The sequence below is a fragment of the Streptomyces changchenzhani genome, from assembly GCF_039766235.1.
Classification (GTDB): Bacteria; Actinomycetota; Actinomycetes; order Streptomycetales; family Streptomycetaceae; genus Streptomyces.
In genome coordinates, this window is record NZ_JBDHNH010000012.1 from 138,185 (window position 1) to 153,622 (window position 15,438).

16 protein-coding genes are annotated in these 15,438 nt (G+C 72.0%); 8 read left to right on the forward strand and 8 right to left on the reverse strand.

All coding sequences use genetic code 11. From position 1 onward, the window contains the following. Positions 1-184: 184 nt before the first annotated feature. Positions 185-706 (forward strand): hypothetical protein, encoded by a 522-nt coding sequence (locus tag ABCR94_RS32330; RefSeq protein ID WP_347124282.1) that lies wholly within the window; start codon positions 185-187, stop codon positions 704-706. A gap of 83 nt (positions 707-789) precedes the next feature. Beyond that, positions 790-1,020, forward strand: a complete 231-nt coding sequence (locus ABCR94_RS32335; RefSeq protein ID WP_347124284.1) for a DUF2277 domain-containing protein — start codon at positions 790-792, stop codon at positions 1,018-1,020. 6 nt (positions 1,021-1,026) lie between these two features. Here ABCR94_RS32335 and ABCR94_RS32340 read toward each other — a convergent pair whose 3' ends face one another. Beyond that, entirely contained in the window at positions 1,027-1,683 is a 657-nt protein-coding gene (locus tag ABCR94_RS32340; protein WP_347124286.1) for a DedA family protein, read from the reverse strand. Between the two features lie 211 nt (positions 1,684-1,894). On the opposite strand from ABCR94_RS32340, the gene ABCR94_RS32345 reads away from it, so the two are divergent. Continuing rightward, positions 1,895-2,434 (forward strand): superoxide dismutase family protein, encoded by a 540-nt coding sequence (locus ABCR94_RS32345; protein ID WP_347124288.1) that lies wholly within the window; start codon positions 1,895-1,897, stop codon positions 2,432-2,434. Here ABCR94_RS32345 and ABCR94_RS32350 read toward each other — a convergent pair. The 3 genes from ABCR94_RS32350 to ABCR94_RS32360 all read right to left on the reverse strand — a co-directional run bounded on the left by ABCR94_RS32350 (position 2,400) and on the right by ABCR94_RS32360 (position 7,015). Then, entirely contained in the window at positions 2,400-4,358 is a 1,959-nt protein-coding gene (locus ABCR94_RS32350) for an FAD/NAD(P)-binding protein (protein WP_347124289.1), read from the reverse strand. The genes ABCR94_RS32345 and ABCR94_RS32350 overlap by 35 nt on opposite strands. 166 nt (positions 4,359-4,524) lie before the next feature. Beyond that, positions 4,525-6,216 carry an alkaline phosphatase D family protein gene (locus ABCR94_RS32355; RefSeq protein ID WP_347124291.1) on the reverse strand — a complete coding sequence of 564 codons (1,692 nt, stop codon included), beginning with the start codon at positions 6,214-6,216 and terminating at the stop codon, positions 4,525-4,527. 154 nt (positions 6,217-6,370) lie between these two features. Further along, positions 6,371-7,015: an HNH endonuclease family protein gene (locus ABCR94_RS32360; RefSeq protein WP_347124293.1), complete on the reverse strand. Its 645-nt coding sequence runs from the start codon at positions 7,013-7,015 to the stop codon at positions 6,371-6,373. Between the two features lie 259 nt (positions 7,016-7,274). On the opposite strand from ABCR94_RS32360, the gene ABCR94_RS32365 reads away from it, so the two are divergent. Then, positions 7,275-8,090, forward strand: coding sequence for an ABC transporter permease (locus ABCR94_RS32365; RefSeq protein ID WP_521978330.1), 816 nt, complete (start codon positions 7,275-7,277; stop codon positions 8,088-8,090). Positions 8,091-8,372: 282 nt separating this feature from the next. Continuing rightward, complete coding sequence (locus ABCR94_RS32370; RefSeq protein ID WP_347124294.1) at positions 8,373-8,954, forward strand: TMEM165/GDT1 family protein; 582 nt, start codon at positions 8,373-8,375, stop codon at positions 8,952-8,954. 122 nt (positions 8,955-9,076) lie between these two features. On the opposite strand, the gene ABCR94_RS32375 is transcribed toward ABCR94_RS32370, so the two are convergent. Together ABCR94_RS32375 and ABCR94_RS32380 are read right to left on the reverse strand one after the other, a co-directional pair. Further along, positions 9,077-9,739, reverse strand: a complete 663-nt coding sequence (locus ABCR94_RS32375) for an HAD-IA family hydrolase (protein ID WP_347124295.1) — start codon at positions 9,737-9,739, stop codon at positions 9,077-9,079. A 143-nt stretch (positions 9,740-9,882) separates the two neighbouring features. After that, on the reverse strand, positions 9,883-10,884 hold the full coding sequence (locus tag ABCR94_RS32380; RefSeq protein WP_347124296.1) for a peptidoglycan-binding domain-containing protein: 1,002 nt from the start codon (positions 10,882-10,884) through the stop codon (positions 9,883-9,885). Positions 10,885-11,035: 151 nt separating this feature from the next. Here ABCR94_RS32380 and ABCR94_RS32385 point away from each other — a divergent pair, with 151 nt between their 5' ends. Continuing rightward, a complete protein-coding gene (locus ABCR94_RS32385) occupies positions 11,036-13,126 on the forward strand; it encodes an MDR family MFS transporter (protein WP_347124298.1) in 2,091 nt (696 codons plus the stop codon). 44 nt (positions 13,127-13,170) lie between these two features. Here ABCR94_RS32385 and ABCR94_RS32390 read toward each other — a convergent pair whose 3' ends face one another. Then, on the reverse strand, positions 13,171-13,647 hold the full coding sequence (locus ABCR94_RS32390; RefSeq protein ID WP_347124300.1) for a GNAT family N-acetyltransferase: 477 nt from the start codon (positions 13,645-13,647) through the stop codon (positions 13,171-13,173). Between the two features lie 100 nt (positions 13,648-13,747). On the opposite strand from ABCR94_RS32390, the gene ABCR94_RS32395 reads away from it, so the two are divergent. Together ABCR94_RS32395 and ABCR94_RS32400 are read left to right on the forward strand one after the other, a co-directional pair. After that, positions 13,748-14,404 carry a hypothetical protein gene (locus ABCR94_RS32395; protein ID WP_347124302.1) on the forward strand — a complete coding sequence of 219 codons (657 nt, stop codon included), beginning with the start codon at positions 13,748-13,750 and terminating at the stop codon, positions 14,402-14,404. Between the two features lie 293 nt (positions 14,405-14,697). After that, entirely contained in the window at positions 14,698-15,045 is a 348-nt protein-coding gene (locus ABCR94_RS32400) for a hypothetical protein (RefSeq protein WP_347124304.1), read from the forward strand. A gap of 48 nt (positions 15,046-15,093) precedes the next feature. Here ABCR94_RS32400 and ABCR94_RS32405 read toward each other — a convergent pair whose 3' ends face one another. Continuing rightward, positions 15,094-15,432, reverse strand: a complete 339-nt coding sequence (locus ABCR94_RS32405; protein ID WP_347124305.1) for an antibiotic biosynthesis monooxygenase family protein — start codon at positions 15,430-15,432, stop codon at positions 15,094-15,096. Between the last annotated feature and the right edge of the window lie 6 nt (positions 15,433-15,438).

Consider the following 15,438-nt stretch of genomic DNA (forward strand, 5'->3'; position numbering starts at 1 on the left):
CGGAGGGTAGCGCGGGGGTCCAGCGGTTCCCAGGGATGTGACCGGAAACAATGAGCGAGTTGGGCGGGATGTCCTCGCGATGCCTCCGTGATGTCTCCGCGCGCGGTGGCGCAGCCCGGCGCCGGGTTGGTGTGTACCTGACGCTAGAGTGCGGTGTTTGTGCCGATGGCGGAGGGGGATTCGCATGAGCGGGCAACTGAGGGAAAAGGCAGTCGAATTGGGCGCGCTGCTGTGGCGCGAGCACACGGTCTACCGGGATCGCTCCGGAGGTGTGGTCATACGGGGCGAGCACGTCCAGCGCTGGATCAGCCTGGCACCCGCGGGCGGCCAGGGTCAGATCCTCGTTCGCGCGGGCCGCATCCTCGAAGGCGGTACCACCGCGCCGGCCCGCTCGGAGGCGGTCGTGCCGCTTGCCGCCGGGACGGGCGAACTCGCCGCGGCCTGCCGCCGTTTGCTCGCCGAGACCGCCGCCGCCGCCGACACGGCACGCGAGCCGGGCCGGGCGCGGTCCGGCGGAGCCGGTGGGTCGGGGGACGCGGCCGGCACCGGCCGCACCCGCCGCTTCGGCCGTTCCCGGCGGCCCCGGAAGCCGCGGCGCGGCGTACGCCGAGTACGCCGCACGAGCTTCAGCTCCTGGGTGGCCCTCGTGTGCGTGGTCGCGGTCATCGCCCTGTACGTCTACAGCACCCCGGCGATCTACCGGTAGGTGGCAGACCGTGCGGTCACCGGTCCGTGCGGTCACCCTGGATCGACCCTGCCCGCCAGGACCGGTCGGCGTATCGTCGGAGTATGTGCCGCAGCATCAAAACACTCCGACCGCCCGTCCTGCCGGAGGAGGCCACCGACGAGGAAATCGCCGCGGCCGCCCTGCAGTACGTACGCAAAGTCTCCGGATTCCGCGCCCCGGCGGCCCACAACCGCGAGGTGTTCGAGCAGGCCGTCGCCGAAGTGACCGAGGCGACCAGGAAGCTGCTCGCCGGGATCGAAGTGCGTGGGGCCGCCGCTCGCAAGGCGTCGTAGGAGGTACTACGGCGCCGCCGGCGCGGGCGCTGTCGCGGCCTGCAACGGGCGGCGTACCACCAGGGCCGCCAGGGCGCCCGCGCCGAACAGCGCGAGTACCGAGACGGCCACGCCCAGCCAGGTCGCGCCCAGCCACTGCGCGCCGAAATAGCCCAGGCCCACGCCGTAGCCCGCCCATGCCAGGGCCGCCAGCGCCGACCAGGGCAGGAACTCCTTCACCTTGCGGTGCGCCGCTCCCGCGCCCAGCGAGACGACCGAGCGGCCGGCCGGGGCGAAGCGGGCGACCACGACCAGGGCGCCGCCACCGCGGGCCAGCGCCGTGCCGAGACGTTCCTGCGCGGCGGTCAGGCGGCGCGAGCGGGCGATCGCCCGGTCCAGGCGCGCGCCCCCGCGCCACGCCAGCCGGTACGCGGCGTAGTCGCCGAGGACGGAGGCCGCGGTCGCGCACGCCATCAGGATCAGGATGTCGGGCACCTGCGTGGCCACCTGGCCGGTGGCGCTCGCGACGGTCGCCGTGGTGGATCCCGCTGCCGCCGCGGTGGCGGCCGTGATCACCAGCACTCCGCTGGGAAGCACCGGCACAAAGACGTCCAGGACGACGGAGAGCGCCACGACCGCATAGATCCATGGGCTGCCGGTCAGCGCCCCCACACTTTCGAACAACGTGACTCCCCGATTCGTCAGCAACGCCGCGACGTCGCAGGGGAGCGGCAGGAGCGGCTTTACAGCCCATCAGCGTACGCCTGCGCTCCCAGTGGTCGGCGGCCAGGTCATGTTCACCCGGCTGCCCTCCTGGACGTGGCGTCGACCGCGCGACGCGCGGAAGGTGGGTCACGTACGGGTTGAAAGGGGGGCGAGTGCGAGGAGCAGGCGGATGGTGGCAGGAATAGTGGTCGGTGCCGCTGTAGCGGCGCTGGTGGCGAGTAGCGCGGGTGCCGGTGGTGGCGCCGGTGAGTGCTTCAGGCTGCGGGCCGAAGGGCGGTTCTCGCCGCCGAGCGCGCTGATCCCGTCGGCGGCCGTGACGTACAACATGGATCTTGTGCCGGCCGCCGCGTTCATCGAGGTCGAACAGAAGTCGGACGTGAACGGCACGCGCGTGCGCGCACGCGTGCGGGGCGTCCTGCCTGGCCACGCGTACGGCGCGCATGTGCACACCGCTCCGTGCGGCACCCGCCCCGGGGACGCGGGCCCGCACTACCAGCACGTTCTCGACCCTGACCGGGTCGATCCGGCCAATGAGGTGTGGCTCGACTTCACGGCCGACGCGCGCGGCGAAGGCACGGCGAGCGCCCACCACGGCTGGGGATTCCGGCCGGGCGAGGCACGTTCGGTGGTCATCCACCGGGCCCCGGGCGGTGCGGGCGAGCGCGTGGCCTGCTTCAGCGTGCCGTTCGGTCCGCAGCCGCGGGGCTGACGGGACTGCCGGGGCTGACGGCGCCCACGGGGTTGACGGAGCTGAGGAGTGCCCTGGTACGTACCGTGGTGGCCGCCCGCAGAGCGGCCCGCGCCACCGCGTCCGCGTCCGCCAGCGTCACCGAGTCCACGCCGGGCCTGGCGCCCGCCGCGGTCACCCAGTGCACGCCCTCCGTGGGCACGCCGAACGCGAACCGCGCCGGGTGCGCCTCCCCTCGGCTGTTGATCAGGCGGTACGGGCGGCGGGTCACGTCGAGGCCGCCCGTCTCGTACCCGTCGACCGTGTGCGGGCGGCACTGGCCGGTCCTGAGCAGCCGCGCGAGGAGCGTATCGGCGGTCGAGCGCAGGTCGGGCTCCGGCAGCCGCGCCTCGACGAGCACCGAGGTCCGGATCTCGGATCCCGGCACATCGGGGGAGGAGGCGACGAAGGCCCCGCCCTGCGTCCGCACGGTTGTCCGCGGGCCGATCACATCGAGCACGCCCGCCTCGATCAGGGCCGTCATCTCCTCGATCCTGCGGCGCGGCGGCCCGATGGAGAGGAAGGCGTTGAGCGGCGTGTACCAGCGGTCGAGGTGATCGCGCCGGGAGGCGCCGGGCAGCCCGGCGTGGTCGACGATCTGCCGCAGCTCGTTGCGCAGGTCGCGCAGCACGTCCAGGGCGGCCTTGCGCGGGCCCGCCACATTGCCGAGCGCCGCGTGCGCCGCGTCCCGCCGCAGGTGGTGCAGGAGCCAGCCGCGGTGGTCCGCCGGGTCGTGGAAGGTGCGGCCGGTGTGCGGGCGGGCGATCAGGTCCCAGCACCAGCGCTCGTGCGCGGGTATCCCGAACTCGCCCAGTACGTCGGCCTCTTGGGCGCTGCGGTGCGGGGCGGCAAGGAAGCGCGCCCGGAAGTCCGAGCCCCCGGTGGAACCCCCGGGGCCCGACGGCCGAGTCTCCCCGAGCAGCGTCTCGTAGAAGACCGTCTCCACCTCCTTGGCGACCAACGGCCATACCTCGCCGAGGAAGTCCGGCGGATCGCCCGCGTCCGCCCGGACCCGGAAGGCGGCTATCGCCGAGGGGGTGAGGAGCAGCGGCTCGTGCCTGCCGTACGGGCCCTTCGCGTTGTCGCCGCGCGCCTGGTGCGGCACCCCGCGCCGCGACCCCGCGTACAGGCGTGGCTCGCGACCGCTGGGGCGGTAGTCGAGGCTGCCGTCGGCGCGGCGGGTGAAGGTGCCGCCCCGGCCGGCCGTCAACAGCGCCATGTGGTCGAAGAAGTTGAGGCCGAGACCGCGCAACAGCACGGGCTCGCCCGGCGCCAGGGCCGACAGGTCGAGGTCGGCGGGGTTGGCGGGCGGCAGATGGCGCAGGCCGTGCCGGGCGGCGTACGCCGTCAATGCGGCCTGGGAGGTGTCCGGGAGCACCGGCAGGTGCCCCTGGGCGAGGATCACCGCGCTGAGCCCGGTGAGGGTGACACCGTTGTCGAGAGTGAGCGTCTGGGTGGCGTCGGGGGCGTCCTGGAGGCCGACGGCCCGCGCGGGGTGCACCCGCACCGTCACGGTCCCCGGTGCGGCGCGCACCACCCGGCCGAAGACCCACTCCAAGTAGCGGCCGTAGCAGGCGCGTGTCGGATAGTCGTCGGGGCCGAGCGCCTCGCCGCCGCGGTCCGCGGCCCACTCGTACAGGCTGGGCCCCGGACGGACCGGGCCCGCGCAGCCGACGCTCTCGTCGGTGAAGAGGGTGACCTGCGAGGCGACCGTGTTCATCAGCAGGTCGGCCGGCTGTCCGGTCCGCCAGACCCTGCCGGGGCCGGGCGGCGCGGGGTCCACGACATGGAACGTCAGCAGTGCGTCCGGCGCGAGTGCAGGCACGGAGGCGCAGAGCCGTTCGAGCACGCTGGTGCCCCGGGGGCCGGCGCCGACGACAGCGAGGGCGTGATGCGCTGCGGACAAACCGGTGACTCCCGGGGCGTTGAGGCATGAGGGCTACTGGAAGCTGAGGGTCCGGTTCATCATGCCGGGGGAGCGCCGGAAGTCGTAGTCATCCTGTCGAGGATCTCCCTCCGCTGTGGGAAGGATCACGGCAGCAGATCAACACTTCGCAGCACTTCTCAACACTTCACTCTGGTTCGGTCAAATTCCTCTCCAGTACGGTCGCGAGCCGGACACCGCCGCCTCGCTTCGTGCGCGCCTGATCCAGACTCAGCGTCGCCGCCCGCCCGCGCAGCGTCAGCGTCATCAACTGGTTCCCGAACCACGGCCCCGACGTCTTGCGCCAGTTGATCTGCGGCTCCGCCACCCGCCCGTGCCGCGCCAGGAAGCGGCCCAGGCGCCGGCCGGCCCTGCTCCAGCCGAAGCGGAAGCCGACCCGTATCGAACGGGGAATGCCGTTGTGCACGGGGGAGCAGGTCAGTTGCAGCACCTGCGCGTCGGGGCCGCCCGTGTGCCACCGGGGCTCCGCGATGTACGCGTGGTGCACGTCGCCGGACAGCACGCACACCGTCGCCGGGGCATCGGGCCCCGACCCCGCCTCCGCGATCAGCGTGGCGAGCCGGTCGAACGAATCCGGGAAGGCCGCCCAGTGCTCCAGGTCCGCCCGCCTGCGCAGATCCTCGCCGAAGCGCGCCCAGCGCTCGCCCCGCTCGCCCCGGCACAGCGCGGCGTTCCAGCTCTCCGCGTCATGGACCAGCGGCGGCAGCAGCCAGGGCAGCGAGGTCCCGATCAGGAGGTGGTCGTACGAACCGGGGTCCTCCAGCGCCTGCTCGCGGACCCACTGCTCCTGGCCGGCGTCGAGCATCGCGCGCTGCTGCTCGTCCAGGACGCGGGCCGCCCTGGTGTCCACCATCAGCAGCCGCACCCGGCCGAAGTCCCGCCGGTAGCTCCAGCGCACGCACGTCGGGTCGGCGTCGGCCCGCGCCGCGTACTCCCGCAGCAGGTCCGTCCCGTCGGGCGTCTGCCGTACCGCCGCGAACAGCTCGTCCGCGGCGAGCTCGGCGGGCGAGAGGTTGCCCAGATGCTGGTAGACCCAGTACGACATCAGGCCGCTGACCACCCGCTCCTGCCACCAGGGCGTGTCGCGCATCTCGGCCAGCCAGGGCGCGCTGGTGTTCCAGTCGTCGATCACATCATGGTCGTCGAAGATCATGCAGCTGGGGACGGTGGAGAGCAGCCAGCGCACCTCGGGGTCCAGCCAGGACTCGTAGTAGAGCCGGGTGTACTCCTCGTAGTCCGCGACCTCCGCCCCGGGCGGCTCGCGCAGATCGCGCCGCGCGGCCAGCCAGCGCCGCGTCGTCTTCGACGTCTCGTCCGCGTACACCTGGTCGCCCAGGAGCAGCAGTACGTCGGGGCGCGCGGCCTTCGGGTCGGCGGCCAGGGTCGCTGCGAGCGTGTCCAGGGCGTCGGGACCCACCGGGTCCTTCTCGCCGGCGGGCGCGGAGGCCCACCGGCAGGAGCCGAAGGCGATCCGCACCTGCTGGTCCGACCGCTCCGACGTCTCCGCTTGCTCCGATGCCGTGTTCGGTGTGCGGATGGTGCTCGGTGGGAAGCGGGAGCCCGCCAGCGGCCATACGAGGCGCTCGTCGAGCAGCAGCTCGTACGCCGTCTCCGAGCCGGGCAGCAGCCCGGTCACGGTCACCAGCGCGTAGTGGTGCCCGGCGATCTGGAACGTACGCGCCGAGCCGCCCGCCCTGGCGTCGCCGACGCACCGCACCCGCGCCGTGCAGGGGCGGTCCGTCTCGACCCAGACGGTCGCGGCGTCGCCGGTCTCCTGGTCGATATGCCGCAGCAGTGGTCCCAGGCGCAGCCCTGCCATGTGTGTGCCCTCCTCCGTCGTGCCCCGATCGGGCACGCCCCGTACGGTACGGAACGACGGAGGAGGGTGGGGAGGTTCCGTCCGGGAGATTCTGTGAGGTTCCAGGAGGATCTGCGCAGTTGTATCCGGAGGTCCCAGCCGTCCCCGGCGGGTCTCAGCAGTTGTTGAGGACGCCCTGGAGGGCGGTCTTCTCGGCGGCGTTCACCGTGAGCTTCCAGTGGTGCTTCACGTCCACCCACATCCGGGCGTACATGCAGCGGTAGGCGGTGCGCGGCGGCAGCCACTCCGCCGGGTCCTGGTCGCTCTTGCTCTGGTTGACGTTGTCGGTGACGGCGATCAGCTGCGGCTGGGACAGATCGTTGGCGAACGACTGCCGCTGGGCGGTGGTCCAGCTGCTGGCGCCCGAGCGCCAGGCCTCGGCGAGCGGGATCATGTGGTCGATGTCCACGTCGGAGGCGGCGCTCCAGGTGGCGCCGTCGTACTCGGAGTACCACTTGCCGCTGACCGCGGCGCAGGCGGCGTCCTGCTGGACGTTCGTACCGTCGCGCTTGAGGACGACCTCGCGGGTGTTGCAGGCGCCGGACTGGGTGCTCCAGTGCGGGAACTTCTCCCGGCTGTAGCCGGTGGAGGAGCCCTCGGCCTGTTCCGTCAGCTGGCCGAGGTAGGTGCGGGCGGTGGCGGCGCTGACCGGGGTCGGCGGGGCCGCCTGGGCGGTGGGGGCGGTGAGCAGGATGCTGGTGCCGGCGAGTGCGGCGGATGCGGTGAGGACGGCTATTCGACGCGCGTAGACACCTGACATGCGAACTCCCTTGGTGTGTGGGGACCTTGGCCGTACCGCCCGTTGGGGGCCCGGCCATCGTGTCGGCGCCAGGTTGCGAGGGGATGGGCGCCGGGTAACAGCGTGACGACATGTGCACGTCACGACAAGTGTTCTGACGATCCGGCACTTTCCGCCACGGGGAGGGTGTTGGCCGCGCGCCGGCCCGGGTTGACGCGCATCGAGTCGGGTCGGCCGCGCGTCGGCCCGGAACCGGCCGTCACCGGCCTAGGGTTGCGCCGTGCCCGTACCGCCCGATCCCGCACCCCGCCCGGTCGACTGGGCCGCGGCCCAGACGCTGCTGCCCGCCAACGCCACGCTCGGGGCCGTCCTCGCCGTGCTGCTCGCGGTCGCGGTGACCGTCGTCTCCTACGCACGCCTCTCCGCGGACGGCGGTCGGGGACAGGGGCGCGCCATCGCCACGGCGGGGGTGCGCGCCGCGCTCCAACTCGCCGCCGTGGCATTCCTCATCGGGTGGGTCGCACGCTCCGGCTGGCTGCTGCTGGCCTTCCTCGCGCTGATGTACGCCGTGGCCGTGCGCACCGCGGGGCGTCGTATGACCGACAACGGGTCCTGGTGGTGGGCGGCCCTGCCGATCGGCGCGGGCGTCGCCCCCGTCGTCGCCGCGCTGCTGCTCACCGGGCTCGTCCCGGCCGTCGGCATCACACTGGTCCCGATCACCGGAATCCTCATCGGCGGTGCGCTCACCGCGTCGGTGCTGGGCGGCCGGCGCGCCCTCGACGAGCTCGCGGTGCGGCGCGGGGAGGTGGAGGCGGGCATGGCGCTCGGCCTGCTGGACCGCGAGGCCCGGCTGGAGGTGGCCCGTCCGGCCGCGTCCGACGCGCTGCTGCCGGGGCTCGACCAGACCAGGACGGTGGGGCTTGTCACGCTGCCGGGCGCGTTCGTCGGCATGCTCCTCGGCGGCGCCTCACCGCTGCTCGCGGGGGTGGTGCAGCTCTTCGTACTGGTGGCGCTGCTCGCCGTGCAGGCGGTGGCCGTCGCGGTGGTGCTTGAGCTGGTGGTACGCGGACGGCTGTACCGGGATCTCCCGTCCTGACGGCCGGGCGGAGGTGTCGCGTACCGGGACCTCCGGCCCTGACGGGCGCGGGCGGGCGTCGCGTATCGTGTACCGAGCAGAAGGGGAGTAGCTCTTCGCCGGGACCGTCGACATACTGCTGAGCTCGCCTCAGCCGGCGCCCGGAGGGGGACTGTTTCACGGTCCTCCAGCGAGACCTTCGGCCACAGTGTTGTTCCATGAACGCTGTCGTGCCGAAGTGACCCCTGAAACACCCAGGTTCTCTCGGTACGGGCAGCCCAACCGATTGAGGAACCCCCTCCCGTGATCAGCTTCACCATCATGGCGATCGTCTTCGGCACCGTCTTCCTCGCCGAACTCCCCGACAAGACCGCCCTCGCCGGCCTGATGCTCGGCACCCGCTACCGCGCCGGTTACGTCTTCGTGGGCGTCGCCGCCGCCTTCGCCGTGCATGTGGGTCTCGCCATCGCGGCGGGCAGTGTGCTGACCCTGCTGCCGCACCGGCTCGTACAGGGCGTCGTAGGTGTCCTGTTCCTCGCGGGCGCGGCCGTACTGCTGCTGAAGAAGGACGACGGCGAGGGAGAGGTCAAGGCCCCCGCGGACCAGTCCTTCTGGAAGGTGTCGGGCGCGGGCTTCATGCTCATCCTGGTCGCGGAGTTCGGTGACCTCACCCAGATCATGACGGCGACCCTGGCGGCGCGGTACGACGACCCGGTCTCCGTGGGACTCGGCGCGGTGCTCGCACTGTGGGCGGTCGCGGGCATCGGCATTCTGGGCGGCCGGACTCTGATGAAGTACGTACCGCTGAGCCTGATCACCAAGGTGGCGGCGGCGCTGATGCTGGCGCTCGCGGCGTTCAGCCTGTTCGAGGCGATCGCGGGCTGATCGTGGGATGACGGCGACGGGCCCGCGTCGCGGTGTGCGATGCGGGCCCGGAGCGGTGGTCGTCCAACGGTCTCAGGTCTCAGTTCTCGGTTCTCAGTTCTCGGTTGTACAGGTCTCAGGTCTCAGTGCGAGATGTGCAGCGTCAGCGCGCCGTCCGCGGTCGCCACGACGCTGATGCCGGTCAGGTCGGCGACGTGCACGGTGGGGCTGTGTGCACCCGCGCGCGGGCCCACACCCACCACGCGCATGCCGGCGGCCCTGCCTGCGGTGATGCCCGCCTCCGAGTCCTCGAAGACGATGCAGTCGGCCGGGGCGAAGCCCAGTTCGGCCGCGCCCTTGAGGAAGCCCTCCGGGTCCGGCTTGCTCGCTCCGACGAGCTCCGCGGTGACCCTGGTGTCGGGCATGGGCAGGGCTGCGGCGGTCATCCGGGCCTGCGCCAGCGCCTCGTCGGCCGAGGTGACCAGGGCGTGCGGGAGGGCGGCCAGCGCGGCCAGGAAGGCGGGCGCGCCGGGGATCGCGACGACGCCCTCGACGTCGGCGGTCTCCTGGGCGAGCAGGGTGCGGTTGTCGGCGTAGTTCTGCTCGACGGGGCGTTCCGGCAGCAGGACGGCCATCGTCGCGTAGCCCTGGCGGCCGTGGACGACCTTGAGCGCCTCGTCGGGCACCAGGCCGTGCTCCTCGGCCCAGCGGCGCCAGACGCGCTCGACCACCGCGTCGGAATTGACGAGCGTGCCGTCCATGTCGAGCAGGAGGGCGCGGGCGGTCAGGACGGTGGTGGCCGACATCGGCGTACTCCAGAGCGCGGGGAAAGAGACAAGTGGCCTTCGCCCGCCGGTCAGGGAGTACGGGCGAAGACCACTTTGTTCCACCAGCATACAAAACAGGTCGACACAACGCCACCCCGCCCCCGCGCGCATCCGCGGCCCGCTCAGTCCCGGCCGGGCTCCTTGGTCGATGCTTCCAGGGCGCGGCGGGTGTGCGGGCCGTAGGTGCCCTCGGGGTCGCCCTCGATCGACATGTACAGCTGATACGTACGCACTGCCTGCTCCACGTCCGTGGTGTACGAGCCGTCACCCGGCCCCTGGTACAGCCAGACCTGCCCGAGCCTGTCCTGCAGCTCCACCACCTCGGGCCCACTGTCGCCCATGCTCAGGGCGTCGGCGGCCTGCTCCGGTGCCGTATCCACCGTGCCCGTGGCCTGCGCCGTCGAGGGGGGCGGCGCAGGCGGCGCCTCGACGGTCTTCGACGCGCTCGGGGTGAGGTCGGCCGAGGGCGTGCGGGACGGGGGCGGGGGCGCCGAAGGTGATGCGGCGGCCGGCGCGGACGGGGCCTTGGACGCGCGATCCGCCGTTGCCGAAGCCGAGGCCGGCGCCACGGGTTCGTCGCTCGGGCCCGGTGCGCTCGTCACCGTGGCCGGCAGCGCGCGGTCCTGGTCGTTGTCCGCGGAGAACAGCCCGCCCGCGAATGCCACCGTTCCCACCGTCGCGGTGGCCACCGCCCCCGCCACCACCAGCCACAGCGCCGGCCGCCCCCGACGGCGTACGGGCGGCTCCACGCCCGGACCGGGCGGCAGCCGGTCCTGCACGGGTCCCACCGGCACGGTCGGCCTCGGACCACGGGGGCCGTCCGGGGCCAACTGGCCCGGGTACGCGGCCCCCGGGGCGCCGCGCCGCGCCCCATCCGTGTCCCCATCCGCATCCCCGGCATCCGCATCCCCGGCGGACACCGCGTCGTCCTGCGTATCAGGGTCGGGAAGTGTCACGTACGGCCTGATCCGCAGTGGGTCGAAGTCCTCCGCAGCCGCGATCTCGGCCGCCCGCTCGGCCCGTGCGGCCGCGACCGCTCGTTCCGCGCACCCGCAGTCGGGTCTGTCACCGTCGGGTGCGGTACCCCGTTCCGCACCGCACCCGGGACATATATGTCCGCTCATCGTGGGTCCCCTCCCTCGAACTGCCAGCGATTATGCAGACCCGCCGCGGGGATGCCCAGCGCGCCCGTCCGCACTCGGCAGGCCATATCGGCCCACACCGACCAGGATGGAAGGTGCAGCCGATCCAAGGAAAGCCGAGGAGTGGTCATCCATGGCTCAGCAAGCGAGCGGCGCCGCGGCCGTGCGTCCCGCCGCGGAACCGGCCAACAGCCGTCGGACGATCCTCGTCGCCATCGGCGCGCTGCTGCTCGGCATGCTGCTCGCGGCGCTCGACCAGACGATCGTCTCGACCGCACTGCCGACGATCGTCAGCGAACTCGGCGGCATGGAGCATCTGTCCTGGGTCGTCACGGCGTATCTGCTCGCCGCGACCGCGGCCACCCCACTGTGGGGGAAACTCGGTGACCAGTACGGCCGAAAGAAGCTCTTCCAGGCCGCCATCGTCATCTTCCTGATCGGCTCCGCGCTGTGCGGTATGGCGCAGAACATGCCGCAGCTCATCGGCTTCCGCGCCCTCCAGGGCCTCGGCGGTGGCGGCCTGATGGTGCTGTCGATGGCGATCGTCGGAGACCTCGTACCGCCGCGCGAACGAGGCAAGTACCAGGGCCTGTTCGGTGCGGTCTTCGGCGCGACCAGCGTCCTGGGCCCGCTGCTCGGCGGGCTCTTCACCGAGCACCTCAGCTGGCGCTGGGTCTTCTACATCAACCTTCCGATCGGTGTTGTCGCCCTGCTCGTGATCGCGGCTGTGCTGCACATCCCGGTCCGTACCACCCAGCACACCATCGACTACCTCGGCACCTTCCTCATCGCCTCGGTCGCCACCTGTCTGATCCTCGTGGCCTCCCTCGGCGGCACCACCTGGGCCTGGGGCTCCGCGCAGATCATCGCTCTCGCGGTCCTCGGCGCGGTGCTGCTCGTCGCGTTCGTGGCCGTGGAGCGCAGGGCCGTCGAGCCCGTACTGCCGCTCAAGCTCTTCGGGATCAGGACCTTCTCGCTCGTCGCGGTGATCAGCTTCATCGTCGGCTTCGCGATGTTCGGCGCGATGACGTATCTGCCGACGTTCCTCCAGGTCGTGCAGGGCGTCACGCCCACCATGTCGGGCGTGCACATGCTGCCGATGGTCCTCGGCTTGCTGATCACCTCGACCGTGTCCGGCCAGATCGTCAGCCGTACGGGCCGCTGGAAGGTCTTCCCCATCGCCGGTACGGCGATCACCGCCATCGGCCTGCTCCTGCTGCACCGGCTCTCCGCGACCAGTGGGACCTGGGAGATGAGCGGCTACTTCTTCGTCTTCGGCGCCGGCCTCGGCCTGGTGATGCAGGTGCTGGTCCTGGTCGCCCAGAACGCCGTCAGCTACGCGGACCTGGGCGTCGCCACCTCAGGCGCGACCTTCTTCCGCTCCATCGGCGCGTCCTTCGGTGTCGCCATCTTCGGCACGATCTTCACCAACGGGCTGGTCGACAAGCTCGACACCGCCCTGACCGGGCAGCAGTTGCCGCCCGGCATCGGCCCCGACCAGATCGCGGCCGACCCGCGTGACATCACCCAACTCCCGGCCGCACTGCGCCCGTCGGTGCTGGACGCGTACGCGACATCGATCACCGATGTCTTCCTGTACGCCGCACCCGTCGTCGTACTCGCCTTCCTCGTCGCGTGGTTCCTCAAGGAGGACAAGCTGCGCGGCGCGGTGACCGCGCCCGACGTGGGCGAGACGCTGGCGTCCAACCCCGTCGAGCGTTCCTCGTACGACGAATGCGCCCGCGCCCTTTCGGTGCTCGCCACCCGCGACGGACGGCGCGAGATCTACGTGAAGATCACCGCGAAGGCCGGCTACGACCTTCTCCCCGCGGCGAGTTGGCTGCTGCTGCGCATCAGACGCGAGGGCGCCGTCGAACCGGCCGCGCTCGCCGAAGTCACCCCCGTGCCGCTCAAGTCCATCACCGACGCGTCCCGGCAGATCGAGGAGCGCGGGCTCGCCCGGCGCGAGGGGATGCGGCTGGTGCTGTCCGAGAAGGGCAAGGAGGCCGCGGGCAAGCTCTGCAAGGCCCGCGAGGAGTCACTCGCCGAACTGCTCGGCGACTGGTGGGGCCCGGATCGGCCGAGGGACCTGGTCAAGCTGGTCGAGGACCTGAGCGCCGAGGTGAGCGGCTCCGACGGTGACCGTCCCCACAGCCCGGCGCTGCAGTGGGACCACTCGGCGGGGCGGGTCCGCCACGAACGGCCTCCGCACCGGGGTTCCTGATCGGACGCCCTGATCCGTTCCGCCGACTACAGCTCCTACAACCCCTACAGCTCCTTGGCGAACCAATGCTCGGCGTACGGCCCGTTGTTGAACGCCGGGACCTCGATGAAGCCGTGCCGGGCGTACAGCGCACGCGCCTCCACCAGGTCGTGGCGGGTGTCGAGACGGATGCGCTTGACGCCGAAGGCGCGGGCCGCGGCCTCGGCGGCGTCCATCAGCAGGCCCGCGCCGCCGCTGCCGCGGAACGCGGGGCGTACGTACACGCGCGTCAGCTCGGCCGTGTCCGCGCCCACCACACGCACCCCGGTACAGCCGGCCGCCACTCTGTCGGCGCGGCCGACGAGGAACTGTCCGGTGGGCGGCGCGAGCAGCTCGACCCCGTCGTTCGTCAGGCCGTCGTCGATCTCCTGAGTGGTCGAGGCACGCTCCCAGTACCGGCCGGCCACTTCGCCGTAGTAGTCGCGGCGCAGCGCGGTCGCCTCGGCGGTGTCGAAGCGCTCGGGGGTCACGGTCCAGTTCATGGTCATGTCTGTACCTGAACGGTGGCTTGTTTGGCGACCGGTTTCCTGGCAACTCGAACGGTCGTAAGTCTTTGAAAAACCGACAACAGGGAAGGCAGCCATGTCCACAGTCTGGATCATCGCCCTGATCGTGGTGGTCGTCCTTGTCGTAGCCGCCGTCGTCATGGTCGGACGAGGCAAGGCCGGTGCCGGTGGCGGGCGTGGACTGAAGCGGCGGTTCGGTCCCGAGTACGACAGGGTCGTGGCCCGCCACGACGGAGACACCAAGGCGGCGGAGCGGGAGCTCGGTGAGCGCGTGAAGCGCCACGGGTCGCTCGAACTCCGGCCGCTGTCCGCCGAGACGCGTGAGCAGTACGTCGCCCACTGGGCCGGCACGCAGGAGCAGTTCGTCGACTCCCCGCAGCGCGCCGTGGCCGAGGCCGACAAGCTGCTGGCCCGGCTGGCGGCCGACCGGGGCTACCCGGACGGCACGCAGTACGACGAGCAGTTCTCCGCGCTCTCCGTGCACCACTCGGCGCAGGTGAACGGCTACCGCAAGGTGCACCGTGCGGCGCACGGCGAGAGCGGCGGCGAGAGCAGCACGGAACAGATGCGCGAAGCCATGATCGAGGCGCGTGAGCTCTTCGAGGTTCTGGTCACCGCCAAGCCGGCCGACACCGGCCGGAACCGTCCGCAGCACACCGAAGACGGCAAGGGGCGCAGTGGTGCGCCGTGGACCCCGGGCCGGCGCCATGACGCGAAGGGCAGTGGGGCCTGATGAGGTACGAAGCGGAACGAGAGAACGACCCGCAGTCGCAGCCGAGGCCGGACGAGCAGAGCGGCGCACTGAGGCCCACGGACCGGGGTGCCGGGCTCGGGCAGGAGGGCCAGGGCACCGAGCTCAGGCCCGAGGATCGAGGCGCCGGGCCGAGGCCGGAAGGGCCGAGGCACGATGCCGGGGTGAGGCCGCCGGGACCGGGGCCGCAGGGGCCGGGCGGTACGCCTCCCACCGGGCCCGGCGGGAGGCCGGGTGAGTCTCACCGGCCGCCTGAGCCTCCCAGGCCGCCCGAGGTGCACAGGCCTCACCAGGCGCCCGAGCCCCACCGGCCGCACCAGTCGGCTGACGCCGCCGGTACGGAGTCCTCGACCGAACGGCTGCTCCCGAAGGGCGAGCGCGAGAAGATCGGCCTGCGTTTGCAGCAGACCGTGAACACCTTCGTGGACACCCCGCGCCGCTCGGTCGAAGCGGCCGACAGTCTCCTGGAGGAGACCGTGCGTCAGCTCACCGAGGCTCTCGCCGAGCGACGCCGCTCCCTGCGCACGACCTGGGCGGACGAGGGCCGCCAGGCCGAGACGGAGGAGCTGCGGGTCGCCCTGCGGACGTACCGGGAGATGACGGAACGACTTCTGCAGCTGTAGGTGAAGGTGAAGGCCTGCTGTGTTGAGCCGATGTACGGGGCTGAGCCCTCAGGCATCCTTCTTCGGGGCGGTCTGCTGAACCACCTCGAAGGACCACAGCGTGGACCCGGAGGCGGCGGGCTTGGGACGCTCGCCGCCTTCGCCGCTGCCCTGGGGGGCCTGGTGGGCGGACTTCATCGAGCCCTCCATCCACGCCTGGAAGGACGCCTCGTCCGCCCAGCGGGTGTAGACGAGGTACTGCTCGGTCCCCTCGACAGGGCGCAGCAGCTCGAACCACTCGAAGCCGTCGGAGCTCTCCACGGACCCGGCGCGCGAGGAGAAGCGCTTCTCCAGGACCTCGCGCTGCTCGGCAGGGACGGTCAGTACGTTGATCTTTACGACGCTCATGCCTCC